8 protein-coding genes and 1 tRNA gene are annotated in these 12,961 nt (G+C 65.6%); 1 reads left to right on the forward strand and 8 read right to left on the reverse strand.

Annotated elements, in window-relative coordinates; all coding sequences use genetic code 11:
* Positions 1-7: 7 nt before the first annotated feature.
* The 4 genes from Ato02nite_RS52475 to Ato02nite_RS09285 form a co-directional block, all read right to left on the reverse strand.
* Positions 8-2,563: a cellulose binding domain-containing protein gene (locus tag Ato02nite_RS52475; RefSeq protein WP_213006003.1), complete on the reverse strand. Its 2,556-nt coding sequence runs from the start codon at positions 2,561-2,563 to the stop codon at positions 8-10.
* Between the two features lie 34 nt (positions 2,564-2,597).
* Entirely contained in the window at positions 2,598-4,037 is a 1,440-nt protein-coding gene (locus tag Ato02nite_RS09275) for an arabinofuranosidase catalytic domain-containing protein (RefSeq protein WP_213006004.1), read from the reverse strand.
* A gap of 1,091 nt (positions 4,038-5,128) precedes the next feature.
* Positions 5,129-5,395 carry a hypothetical protein gene (locus tag Ato02nite_RS09280; protein ID WP_213006005.1) on the reverse strand — a complete coding sequence of 89 codons (267 nt, stop codon included), beginning with the start codon at positions 5,393-5,395 and terminating at the stop codon, positions 5,129-5,131.
* A gap of 484 nt (positions 5,396-5,879) precedes the next feature.
* A complete protein-coding gene (locus Ato02nite_RS09285) occupies positions 5,880-7,079 on the reverse strand; it encodes a glycoside hydrolase family 75 protein (RefSeq protein WP_213006006.1) in 1,200 nt (399 codons plus the stop codon).
* Between the two features lie 445 nt (positions 7,080-7,524).
* Here Ato02nite_RS09285 and Ato02nite_RS09290 point away from each other — a divergent pair, with 445 nt between their 5' ends.
* Positions 7,525-9,606 carry a carbohydrate-binding protein gene (locus Ato02nite_RS09290; RefSeq protein ID WP_246606394.1) on the forward strand — a complete coding sequence of 694 codons (2,082 nt, stop codon included), beginning with the start codon at positions 7,525-7,527 and terminating at the stop codon, positions 9,604-9,606.
* A 365-nt stretch (positions 9,607-9,971) separates the two neighbouring features.
* Here Ato02nite_RS09290 and Ato02nite_RS09295 read toward each other — a convergent pair.
* The 4 genes from Ato02nite_RS09295 to Ato02nite_RS51460 form a co-directional block, all read right to left on the reverse strand.
* Positions 9,972-10,079: transfer RNA gene (locus Ato02nite_RS09295), tRNA-OTHER, on the reverse strand.
* 417 nt (positions 10,080-10,496) lie between these two features.
* Complete coding sequence (locus tag Ato02nite_RS51450; protein WP_246606399.1) at positions 10,497-11,084, reverse strand: site-specific integrase; 588 nt, start codon at positions 11,082-11,084, stop codon at positions 10,497-10,499.
* On the reverse strand, positions 11,081-11,656 hold the full coding sequence (locus Ato02nite_RS51455; RefSeq protein WP_246606395.1) for a hypothetical protein: 576 nt from the start codon (positions 11,654-11,656) through the stop codon (positions 11,081-11,083). Before Ato02nite_RS51455 ends, Ato02nite_RS51450 begins: the two co-directional genes overlap by 4 nt.
* A gap of 318 nt (positions 11,657-11,974) precedes the next feature.
* On the reverse strand, positions 11,975-12,928 hold the full coding sequence (locus Ato02nite_RS51460) for a Uma2 family endonuclease (protein ID WP_246606396.1): 954 nt from the start codon (positions 12,926-12,928) through the stop codon (positions 11,975-11,977).
* Positions 12,929-12,961 lie beyond the last annotated feature (33 nt).

A 12,961-nucleotide genomic window follows, 5' to 3' on the forward strand; every position in this document is an offset into this window, starting at 1 on the left:
AAAGCTCCTAGCTGCAGGTGGTGCCGTTGAGGGTGAAGGTGGTGGGGTTGGTGTCGCTGCCGGCCCAGGTGCCCTGGAACCCGAACTGCACGGTGCCGCCGGGTGCGATGGCGGCGTTGTAGGTGACGTTGGTGGCGGTCACCGCCGCGCCGGACTGGGTCACCGTGGCGTTCCAGGCGTTGGTGACCTTCTGGTCGCCCGGGAAGGACCAAGCCAGCCGCCAGCCGCTGATCGCGGTGGTGCCGGTGTTGGTGACGGTCACGTTCGCGGTTAATCCGCCGGACCATTCGTTCTTCGCGTACGTGACTTGGCACGTCCCGCCGTTGCCGCCGGTGGTGCTGACCGTCCAGGTGAACGAGGCCGAGCCGGAGGCGCCGGTGGAATCGGTCGCCGATACGGTCACGGCGAAGGTGCCGGCCGTCGTCGGCGTCCCGGTGATCAGGCCCGACGACGTGTTGATCGACAGGCCGGCAGGCAACCCGGTGGCCGCGTACGTCGGAGCCTGCCCGGTCGCCGAGATCTGCAGACCGGTGATCGCGGTGCCGACGGTGCTGGACTGGCTGCCCGGGTCGGTGACCGACACGGTGCCGCGCGACACGCCGCTCTGGCTGACCACCTGCTGCGCGGCGGCCGGCCAGTTCGAGCCGGAGACCTGCACGTTGCCGGTCAGCGTGTTGTTGTGCGGCGAGCCGGTGGCCACGTTGGTGACGCCGCCGTTGTACCAGTTGTTCCGGAACGCGTTGTCGTCGGTGTGGTTGTTGCCGTTGGCGTTGGTGAAGGCCCAGACCCCGGAGTCCTGCACGACGTTGTTGGTGAGGGTGACGTAGCGGGAGCCCTCGTCCAGGTACAACCCGACGGTGCGCTGGTTGTCGTAGATGTAGTTGCCGGTGAACGTCGCGCCCGGGTTCGCGGACAGGTTGTAGAGGCTGCCCCCGTCGTGGAACAACTTCTTGGTGCCGTGGATCTTGTTGCCGCTGACAACGGTGTTCTTCAGCGTCGTGGGCGTGCTGTAGATCGGCTGGTAGTTGTACGTTCCCCGGTTGGCGTAGTCCTGGCTGCCACCCGGGTCGTTCATGCCCCAGCCCCAGCCCACGTCGATGCCGTCGTAGGGCAGGCCGGATACCTCGTTGTGCTCGATGACGGCATGCGTGACGTACGTGGACAGGATCCCGGCCATGTCCTTGTAGTCCTTGGCCACGTCCGAGACGACGTTGTTGCTGATCGTGATGTTCTGGTTCGTCATCGCGGGGTTGCTCGGGTGGTGGGCGTTGGGCTGCACCCCGCCGGCCACGACTCCCGCGCCGGAGACATCGGTGAAGGTGCTGCCGGTGACGGTGATCCCGGACGCGCCGAGCCCGGTGCCGGAGCCGGTCGCGTTGTCGTCGTTGCCGATGCCGAGCGCGACCTGCCCGAGATGGGCGAACGTGTCGCCGCTGAACGTGATGCCGATGGCGGCGGAGACCTGCACCGCGGCCGGCGCCTGGCGCCAACTGTTGCGGGTCGCCTCGAACTGCTGACAGCCCGACTGGCAGGAGGTGAGGAAGTTCGACGGCTGCTGGTACGCCTGGGCGAGGAACGTGCCGGACTGCTGGTCGGCGTACCCGATGCTGCTGCTCGGGGTCAGCCACGTGGTGTGCGCGAACGTGATGCCCGCGAACGTGAGGTCGTGCGCGGGAGCGCTGTAGCCACCGGAGACCTGCAGCAGCGAGGTCAGCCGAGGGAGTTCGACGTCGTGACTGTCCGGGTTCCACCCGGCGGGTGCCTTGTAGTACAACTGCCCGGCTTGCGGATCGAGGTACCACTGACCGGACTTCTTCAGGAACGAGTACGAGTTCTGCAGTTGCAGGCCGCCGCCGGCGAACGGGCTGGCGAGGGTGTCGTACCCCCAGTTGTTGTTGTTCCACGCCGGCTGCTGCATCGTTATCGTGCTGCCGGAGATGGACTGGACCGGGGAGAAGCGGTCGGTGAACGAGTTCTGGCTCTCCAGCTCGATCCGGTTCTGGGCGGGCAGGCCGGCCAGGTAGTTCAGCGCCGAGTTGACGATCGTCATCCCGGTCGTGGTGAACCGCACGTCGCTGCGGTTGATCCCGATCGCGGCGCGCGGCGCGAGCGCGCCGTCGACGTAGAGCTGGCGGGAGTCGGCGCCGGTCGGCACCGCAGCGGCGTAGATGTTGTTAGCCGCGTCGTGCACGCTCCACCCGGTGACCTGCCGGCCGCCGGACAGCACCGGGGCGGCGCCGGGCACGGCCTGCCAGATCACGCGATAGCCGTTGGTGCCGGAGTCGGCGGCACCCAGCGACATCGGCGCGGCCAGGCGGTAGACGCCGCCGGCCAGCCGCACGACGACGTCCCCGGTCATCGTGCCGGTCAGCGCGCGTACCGCGGTCTGTGCCTGCGGCAGCGAGCAGGGTGCCGCCGAGGAGCAGTCCGTGCCGCTGCCGGTGGGGGAGACGAACAGCGTGCTCATCGTCGCCGCGTGCGACCTTGCCGGGGCGGCCGCGACGAGCCCGAGGGCGGCGATCGCGGTGAGCGCCGCCCTCGTGGCCACAGTCTTACGGATCATGAAGGACTTCTTTCCGAGAGGACAGGGCGGAACGTCAGTGGTAGGCGGCGGTGACGATGCTGGCCTGGACGGCGTTCTCGGTCGCGTCGCTGGGGAAGCCGGCGGTGATGGCGCCCTCGAAGAACTCACCCTGACCACTGACGCTGTTGTCGCCACCGGTGCCCAGCAGTAGCGAACTGTCGGTCTTCATCGGCGAATATCCCTTGGGCAAGGCGCCGGAGTACGGCGTGGTCAATCCGCCACTGGCCGCATTGCCGTACTTGAGGGTGAAGTTGCTGGTGCCGTTGTTCTTCTCCCACGCCGAGACGAAGGGGAAATGCACGCCGGAGTTGTTCGGGTCCTTGTTGGAGCCGCTGGCGGTGTGGTACATGCCGTTCTCCAGGTCGGCTTCGACCCACGGACCGCTGCCCACGCAGTTCTTGAACCAGCACGCCGTGCCCCACTCGATCGCGTTCATCGTCGCGTTGCCGGTGTCGGTGTGCGTGTTCTCGCCGCTGCCGTAGTCGAAACAGCACCACTGGTTTACGTAGTTCGACGACGTGATCATGTAGATGCCCTCGGGCTGCGAGCCGGTCGGGGCGTTCTTAGCGTGGTCGACCCGATAGCCGACTCCCTGGGTGACCTTCACGCCGTACACCTTGTGGCCGCCGACGGTGACCGGCAGCGCCTTCGCGTCCGCACCCACGTCCGCGCCGTTGGGGCCGGGTCCCTTCCAGTAGCCGCCCCACGAGATCGGCAGATCGTTGTGATTGGTGCTCTGGTCATAGATCTTCGTGATGGTGCACGACGTGTTCGCGCAGAACGAGTCCTGCGTTGCCGCGTTGGCGACGCCGTCGGCCGACAGCAGACCCACATTGGTGTACGCCCTGTCGGACGCCCGCTGCACCTGGTAAAGCGGCCCGTTGTAGGACGCGAACAGTGCTCGGGTCGTGCTGTGCGCGCCGATGCACGGCGTACCACCGGCGGCGTAGATGTCACAGGCCTGCTGCGCCGGCGGCGGTGTCGTCGGACCGCTACCGGTCGGCGACGGGCTCTGGTCGGTCGGGGTGACGCTCGGCGAGCCGGTCACCTGGCCGCTGCAGGGAATGCCGTTGAGGGTGAAGCCGCCGGGGACCGGGTTGGCGATGTTGTTCCACGCGCCGTTGAACCCGAACGAGACCGTCCCACCGGCCGGGATGCTGCCGTTGTAGGCCGCACTGGTGACCGTCACGGCCGAGCCCAGCTGCGAGTAGGAACCGTTCCACAGCTGGGTCACGGTCTGCCCGGCGCCGAACGACCAGGACACCTGCCAGCCATTGATCGCATCACCGAGGTCGTGCACGGCCACTGAGGCGCCGAAGCCGTCCGGCCACTGCGAACTGATCGCGTACGTCACCTCGCACCCCACCGCGGCGTGCGCGGCAGTTGCGGTGACGACACCGGCGGCGGACAGAGCAGACGCGGTGGCAGCTGCCACCACCCACCGACGTTTCATGAGGACCTCCTAGCGAGCAGGACGGACCCGCTTTCGCGCGTTCGGACGGGACGGCCGGGCACCGCGGGATGCGCTCGGCTCACCGGTAGAGCGGATATTTCCCGTCCTGCTGGGAGCGCTCCCAGTCAGCTGATGTCATATTGCCAGGAGATTTCCAAGTATTCAATAGAGTCGATCAATTTTGGTTTACCGGCGATCAATCGGAGATGTGCCGGGACAGGGGCTGGTGAGCATCCGGCGTCGAACCGATTCGACATGCTTGCGGGTCCTGCTCCCAGGCGGATCTGTTGATCCGTTACCTCGACGCCAGCGGCAGGGTCGCGAGCGGGGACGCCGACCAGCTCGGAGCCTGGACTGATCGATGACCGTCACTTGACATGCATCACACGTATGACCTATGTTTCAGTCACGTTGCGCTTCGTAGGGTCGAACCGATTCGCGGCCAAATCGGGACGTCAATCGGCGAGAGTAGGCAAATAGGAACTGGCAACCTGGTGTCTGACGGAATTGGCGTGACGCCCGCACGCATTTTTCGGCCGGTTTTTCTTCGTGCCGGGTTCGCATTCTTTGCGGCGCTATTCACCCAACTGAACCTGGAGGCACCGCGCATCGTTTTCGATCTCTTGGCCGGCGGGCGAGGATGTTCGCCGTCAGCGCCAGCGTGCTGCTGTCCGGCGCCGTGGGCGTGACCGGGCAGGCGAGCCAAGCCACCGGCGGAGCGAAACGGGCCGTTGATCCGGTGCGTGCCGCTGTCGCCGAGGCCGGCGTCCGATCGGCCGACCTGCTCTGGAATGACCCGGTCATCACTCGCCTTCCCCGCACGGCCGAAGGCATCAACGCTCTCGGCATCCTGGTTCGCGAACTGCCGAAGGTCCAGCAGTTGCCGCGACGCCTCGACCGCCTCCGAGCCGACCTGACCGAACTGCAGAAACGAGCCCGACTGGCCCAGAAGGCAGCCAGCATCAGAGCCTGCGACAAGCTCATCGAGGAATCATCGCGTCCATTGGCAAGACGCAGAACCGGCCCGGTGGGGCTTCCCGTGAGTGCTGCCGTCCTCGCGCTCTACTGGACACCACCCTTGCCTCTGACGTCTACACCCCGGATGGTCGTTCGAACTGCGGGTCTACGAATGGGACTTCCGGGGACGGGCGGGCCGCTCCGGCATCGGCCATGATGAGCTTCGATGCGTCGGCGGGCAGCGCCCGCGTCAGGATCGCGTGCAGCCGGTCGAGGACCTCTGCATGGCCGGGCTGGTGGTCGTGGCCCTGGATGCCGGGTCCGATATAGGCACGCTTCGGGATATCCGGGTCGGCGGCCTGGGCGGCGAGCTCGTCGACGGATGCGTGCGAGTCGGGCAAGCCCGTTTGACGAGCCAGCCGGATCGGGCGTGGATCAGTTCCGTGATCGGCTGCTGGTCGTGAGGGCGCGCGGACCGCACGTGCAGGGCGGTGGTCGGGTGCTCGGCGCACCGAGCATGGTCGCTGCAAGGCGACGAGCCAGGGACATGGTCCCTCCGGATTTCGCTGCGTGGCCAGCACTGTTACCCGGCCGGTAACGCTATGGGAGGCAGTCATAAACCCATGTCGATAGGGCGGCCACACCCCGGCCGCCCGTCCGCGTCGTGTCCCAACTCGTGCCACCGGAGGTGTGGCGCGGCGAATACACGACCCGTACCGCTTGGCGCACTACGAACGCAATCCGGCGGTGTCCGAGGAATTGATCCGCTGGGTTGCCATCAACCAGATGCTGGGCCGCCTCAACCGCGGCGGTCCGGCCCGCCGCCAGGAACGCCGGCAAGCCGGACCAGCAGCCCTTTAAAAAGAACCAGTCAGGCACGCGATACTAGGAGATGGTCACTGAGTCGATGTTGGCGGCGCCGACTGCGGTGGTGCCGGTGACCCGGATGGTGTTGGTGCCCGCGGTCAACGGGACCGAGATGGATGCGGTGGACCAGGTGTCCCAGTTGGCGGTGGTCGGGAAGTTCAGAGTGCCGCGCGAGGTGCCGTTGACCGAGATGGTCGCCGGCCGCGCCACGGTTGTCCCGTCGGCGTACCGGAAGGTCAGGGTCTTGGTGCCGGCGGCGGTCGCGGTGACCGGGATGTCGATGTACCCGCCGACCGCATTGGCCGGGTTGGCGAAGCCGGTGCCGGTGAAGCCGAGGTGGTTGGAGTCGAACGTGCCACCGGCGGACAGGGTGCCGGTCTCCGCCTCGACCACCGTGCCACCCGGCGGTGTGGTCGGGGGTGTGGTGGGCGTGCCCATGCTGGTGCCGAGGCTGTCCAGGGCCTTCTGGACCAGGGCCTGGGTGTTGGTGTTGAGGTTGGCGTTGCTGCCGTTCACGACCCAGGACGAGCCGGAGAACATCACCACGGTCACACCGTTGTCGACACCACCGGTGGTGCCGCTGCTGGGGATGCCGAGCAGCTGGGCCGCCTTGACCGACGCCTCGCCCAGTTCGCGGGAGTCGTTGTCCGAGGTGGTCTGGCTGTTCGCGGTCTGCGTGTCGCCGAAGATCGAGCCGATGACCTTGCCGTTGTAGAACATCAGCGCGAACTGCCGCCCCGTCATGCCGCGCTCCTTGAAGAAGAAATGCGGGCAGGGGGACGTACGATCCCAGCAGTCATCGCCCAGCACGTAGAACGGCACCCGGTGCGCGCCGAGGGCCTGGCCGTTGCTGTCCGACCAGGTCGTCTCGCCTTGGTGATCGGGATCAGGGTCGGAGTCGCTGCCGTCCGTGTCGATGGCCATGCCCGAGGAGTAGGCGTAGACGCCCGTCGCGACCTGGTACACGTTCACGTTCTGGGCCCGGGTCATGGTGTTGATGTGCGGCTTGGAGTTGACCTTCTTCGCGGTCGTCATGTTCGCCTGGACGCCGGCCAGGATCTCGGCGGGCGTGAACGAGGCTGCGGCCGGCGCGGCGACTGAGTCCGGGCCGGCAGTGGTCTGCGTCGTGGCGGCATCGGCGGTCTTGATGGCGAGCGGGGCGGCTAGGACGAGAGCCGCGGCGGCTGCCACGGCGAAGCGCGTACGGGGCGTGGACATGGGCGGGGGCCCTTTCCGTCAATAGTTAGTAAGTCTTATTAACGGATACCGGTCCCCGCTCACATGGGTAACAATCTTTAGAAAAATTTAAGACTATGGATGAGTCGGCGTTCGCCACCTTGACGGGGAGCCGATCTTCAGGCTCGTGGATCAGTCCGGGTAGTGCGCCTGTCAGCCGCGGTCCCGCCGGCCGACTCCTCGATCTCAGCGACGGCCGAGATCGCCGCCGCGGTTCCGGAACTGAGATGTCTGTCGATCTTTCTATGACGTCCGGTAGCGTCTCCCCTGTTGATACTTATTCACATATGTGGATGTCACCCATGTGTAGAACTAGGAGTCAGGGATGCTTCCTTCCGTCACGGCTGCGTTCGTCGCCAGAGTGGCAGTCGGTGCCGTGCTGATCACAGCGGCGCCGTCATCCGGCCATGTCACGCGTGGTCCGGCGGTGACCGGCACCTACAGCACCGGGAGCAACGCGGCCTGGAAACCGTTGCCCACCGTGCACCTGCAACGCGGCCGGCCCGCGGCGGACGCCACGGTCGTCATCGACCCGAGCCAGGTCCGCCAGCGATACACCGGACTCGGTATGTCGCTGGACGAGACCGCGGTATCCAACCTGTGGAAGCTGACGCCGCAGAACCGGGAGAAGGCGATCAAGCTGTTGGCCGACCCGAGGACCGGTGCCGGACTGGACCGGTTCCGGCTGACCATCGGCAGCCCGGACGTGATCGAGCACCTGCCGTTCGCCTCGTACGACGACAACCTTCCGGCCGGAGTCACCGCCGACCCCGAGCTGACGTACTTCTCCATCCAGCGCGACATCGACCAGCACATCGTGGACACCGCGCGGCTGATCCTGAAGTACAACCCCCGGGCCACGTTCTTCGCCTCGGCGTGGAGCGCACCGGCCTGGATGAAGACCAACAACCTGTTCCGCGGTGAGTCGGACGGCAAAGGCCACCAACTCGGCAAGCTGCGCGACGAGTACATCGACGTGTTCGCGCGGTACTACGTCAAGTACCTCCAGGCGTACGCGCGGCAGGGCATCCACATCGACGCCATCACCATGCTCAACGAGCCGACCATCGACGTGATCTACCCGGGCATGGACATCACCTGGCAGCAGCAACAGATCCTCGCCAAGGCGATCAAGCGCGAATTCAAGGCGGCCCACCTACCGACCCAACTGTGGGTGTTCGACTACAACTTCGCCAACTGGAAGGACCCGAACCCCAACGCCAAGAATCTGTACCGGATCTTCGACGACCCGGGCGCGCGGGCGGCGTCGGACGCAATCGCGTTCCACCCGTACTCGGGAAATCCGGTGGTGATGCGCGACGCGGCGGCGGAATACCACCTTCCGGTGCACATGACCGAGACCAGCGACCTGCAGCCGGACACGATGCTGAACTTCTTCCGGTTGAACGCCGGCTCGTACATCCTCTGGGCGCAGGTCACCGACCAGGACGGCGGCACACTGCACTGGACGCACTCGCGGGACAACAACATCGACTGGGACGAGGTCGGCCGCACCACGAAGTGGCCGGACCGCATGGTGAAGGTCAACACCGAGACCAGGACCTTTTCCGTACGCGACGAGCTGTACCAGATCGGTCAGATCTCCCGGTACCTCGACCAGGGCGACGTACGCATCGAGTCGTCCGGGCCCAACGGTGGCGTCAGCAACATCGCGTTCCGGGACCAGCACGACAACTGGGTGACCGTGGTCCGCAACAGCAACGCGGCGGCCACCCGGGTCCGGGTTGTGCTCGACGGCCGCTCATTCACAGAGATGGTGCCGGCCGGCGCAGTCGCCACCTTCCGCTGGCACGCCGACGTCTCGCCCGACCCGCACAACCACGCACCGACCCTGGCCGCCGTACCGGACCTCACCGCCGACCAGTTCAGCCCGCTTCAGGTCGAACTGCACGGCGCCGACGCCGACCGGGACCGCCTGACCTACTACACCTCCGATGCCCCGGACGGCGTCACCGTCGACCCGGACACCGGCCGGCTCACGATCAGCGCAACCACCTCCGGCATCCGGAACTTCACCGTGACCGTCACCGACAACACCGCAAGCACGTCGGTTCCGGTACACCTGACCGTCCGACCCCATGCCGCGGCACTGGGCGAACTGATCGAGGCCGAGTCGTACGCCGGACAGAGCGGTTGGACCGAGGGCAGCACGCAGTTCGTGGAGAACGTCCCGGCCGCGAGCGGCGGCCACGACGTCGGGTACACCGCGGCCGGCCGCTGGCTGACCTACCGCGTCGACGTCCCGGCGGCCGGCCGCTACGACCTCGAACTCCGCGTCGCCAACGGATCCGGCTCGACCGCACCGGACGCGGTGTCACTGCGAGACACAGCGGATAAAACGTTGGCCATCGTTTCAGTACCGGCCACCGGCGGCTGGACCACCTACCAGTCGATACACACGCCGGTCGACCTGGTCGTCGGCGACCAACTGGTCAAAATCTTCTGCGAGACCGGCAACTTCAACCTGGACTACCTGCGGATCTCCTGACCCGACGGCCGAGCTCCGGCGCCATGCCCGGCGCGGAGAAGTCCTTCTTCGGTCTTGGGTGGTGGTACGCGGTCCATCGGCGACGTCTCGATCTCTTCCTCGCCGACGAGCCACATGAAGGTCACGTTCGCACACCAGCGATCAGGCAGATTGCAGAGAGGAACACCTGGTCAACGCCATCTTCACGAGACGCTACGCGCACCGGAAGACCGACGCCGCACTCCCCCACTTACCGGCAAGATGAACGCGATAAACAACGACTCGGCAAACCGTACGCGCGTTCGGGCAAAAATGCGTGTCACGGAGAACCGGAAGCATTCACGGCAGGAAATGTGAAAGGCCAGCTAAGCTGGCCTTTCACAAAGTCGGGCTGACAGGATTTGAACCTGCGACCCCTTGACCCCCAGGACATGAAAGGCCCAGCGACGTGCTCACAAACGTTTTACCAGGTCACCGAAAAGCATACCAGCCCGAGTAAAGGTGTCGCTACCAACCACCTCCCGACGGACCTATCGCAACGCCCCTACCAGCAGGTTTGCCGCTCTACTTCCCCCAGCGGTGTTCTCACGAGCGCTTAGCAGTGTTTTACCGGCGCTCGAGCAGACTAATTTAGACCAGCGAGCGGCGTGCTAACCCGATATGGGAGAGAACCCTTGACTCGGCAACCGATTCCCCGCGACAAGGTCTTCTTTCGAAAAGGTACTTTCCGTCAATCCTTATCAGGGATCGATCGCGTTTTGACAATTCTCAGGAACCTCCTTTACTCGAAATCCGTCGACGCTCAACCGGGCTTGCGACAGAACCATCGCCGCCCCCGCAGGCGGGCGAGTTTCGGAATCCTTCTGTGCCGCGCCTGCGGTGCGTACCACCGGATAAAAACGTTCCGGGCCTCAGCCGGTGCGCATCTCCGCAGAGGTACCCGCCTCAGGGAGAAGACTTGTGGTGCAGCCTGCCCAGTTCCGCAGCGTCCTTGGCTGAACTTCCGGTGCTGTCATCAGTTCGGCGATCCGGTCCGTCGCCTGAAGACGCCGGGCCGCGCTGAGCCTGGCGTAGTAGCGCATGAGCGTGGCCGGATCATGACCGAGACGCTCGGCGACCTCGTGGACGCCATAGCCGGCGTCCAGCAGAGTCGACGCGATCAGATGCCGAATCTGATGCGGGCCGATCGGCCGGACGTTCGCAGCCTCGGCCAGCTGGTTGAACCGGTCGCTGAGGTTGTCTGGTCGGACCGGCTGGCCCCAACGGCCGGCGAACACATACCGGGACGCCGGCCCTGCTCCGAGCGGCCCGAGCAGGTCGAGTGTCGCCGGGTCGAGGACCAGCGTGCGGACACCGTTGTGCGACTTCGGCGGCTTTACCCGAACCCGGCTCCCCGGATCCTCGACCACCAGCTGCCGCCGCACCGTCAACGTGCCCTGCACCGGCTCCAGATCACCGCAGCGTAGACCGCACAGCTCGCCACGCCGTAGACCAGTCACCAGCAGCAATCGCCACAACGGATCAGACGATCATCGCCGACGTGGTCTCCGAAGCTTCGGGCCTCTGCGAGCGACCACACCGGTCGTTCGTTGTCGCTCTCGCGCGGCTTACGCGCACCCAAGGTCCGGCCGACCTGCTCCGCGAACGCCTTCGCCAACACCAGATTCAGCGTTCGCAGGGTGGTACGGGAGTAGCCGCACCCTTCCAGCTCCCGGTAGGCGCGTTCGACCATCCGGGCACTGAGCCGAGACGCTCGCACACCGCCCACGTATGGGTAGATCAGACCGAACAGCCACCGGTAGCCGTACACCGTGTTCGGCTCGAGTTCCTGCTCCCGAGACAGAACCCAGCCATCACAGATGTTCTGCACGCTGTCCCTGAGCCGCGGTTTCGGACGCCGAGCGTCCCGCTGCCGACACAACCGGCTGTACTCGGTTTTCGCCGCCTTCTCCGTGGTGAAGCTGGACCGCCGGGCCTGCACCCGAATCCCTTCGTGGTCACGGCCCATCTCCAGCCGGAACCCGAACCGCCCTGTCACCGGATCTTGAACAATCGCTTCGGTATCGGACACTGGTCCGCACCTCCGCTCCCGTCATGGCTCCCAGATGAGAGGAACCTTCACCTTGACCAACGACCTGGCCGGAGAGAAGCAACCCGTACGCGTCGATATCACTCGATCAGGTAGCGACCGGAACGCACAGACAGGCGGGGGTAGCCGAAGATCGCCAGAATGATTCACGGCGTGAGCAGGCGACTAGCTGTATCGCCGCTTCGACACTGCCCTCATCGAGCCTCAACTGCGCCTTTGTCGATCCAGCGCCGCCTGGCGAATCCTCTCGGCGTCCCCAATCGGCGTTTCCCAGCCCCGCTTCAATGGATGGGTTGTAGGTCAGATTTGACTAAGATCGATCTCGACGGGGAAAGGTACCGCAAGTTTCACGACGCCGGTGAAGACGTCGCTGTCGCGGTAGCGGCCAGTTGCCGGGTCAAGAACGTAGGTGTAAACGAGCGGTGCACCAGTGGCGGTCTGCTCGACACGCCAATAGAACTGGATACCGGCCCGCGCGTACTGATCAGTCTTGACGATCCGGTCGGTCGTCTCCGACCCGGGTGAAACCACCTCGACCACCAGAAGTACATGCTCAGGACGCGTCGGAGTGACATCGATCGTCGCTGCCCGGTACACCGTCACATCGGGACGGCGGTTGTTCAGCGGCACGTCCTGCAGCCGAACGTCGAAGTCGGTGTCAGCGTTCCAATCCGGCCCCGCCGCCACGTCCAAGGCGTTTGCCAGAAGCCGGGCCAGGCGGTTATGCCGCTTGGACCCGCTCGGACTCACCAGGACCATCCCATCCACGATCTCGATGCCCGCACACTGTTCTTCCGTCCACGCCGCGTACTGCTCGGCCGTGACCTGCTGATGCATCCAGGCCGGCGCGACCATCTCGACAGTCATACACACCTCCTGGACACGATCGGCTCCCAGAATCACGATACCGTGGCTCCAGCCACCGGCAGCCGTCTCCGTACCTCTGCCCGGGTTGTCGGGGATTGCGCCTGCAGCGCTGGCCCGCTGCGCACGATCCCCGCAGTGCAGCGTTCCATGGCCCACCAGCGCCTTCACCAAGCGTTCGACGCCAGCGAGCCATGTAGTCGAATTACGAGGCGTTTCTTTTATTGCACCATTTGCCGTATAGAAGTATTTCATCACTATCTCGCGCGTGTCGAGTAGGCCGATCGTGTGATCACGGTGTGACGGATTGTCGTAGGGCGTCGATACGCTGTTCTGCGAAGCTGTGGAGGCGTGCGCCGCGATGCCGCGCCACGGCACCGGGGAGGGCATGCCGCAGTGGTGGACCGGACGAGACGCACGCCT

Source organism: Paractinoplanes toevensis (assembly GCF_018332695.1).
Classification (GTDB): Bacteria; Actinomycetota; Actinomycetes; order Mycobacteriales; family Micromonosporaceae; genus Actinoplanes; species Actinoplanes toevensis.

Coding starts and splice junctions, on each gene's coding strand:
- Ato02nite_RS52475 (WP_213006003.1), bottom strand. CDS start 2,563: ATGATCCGTAAGACTGTGGCCACGAGGGCGGCGCTCACCGCGATCGCC.
- Ato02nite_RS09275 (WP_213006004.1), bottom strand. CDS start 4,037: ATGAAACGTCGGTGGGTGGTGGCAGCTGCCACCGCGTCTGCTCTGTCC.
- Ato02nite_RS09285 (WP_213006006.1), bottom strand. CDS start 7,079: ATGTCCACGCCCCGTACGCGCTTCGCCGTGGCAGCCGCCGCGGCTCTC.
- Ato02nite_RS51460 (WP_246606396.1), bottom strand. CDS start 12,928: ATGCCCTCCCCGGTGCCGTGGCGCGGCATCGCGGCGCACGCCTCCACA.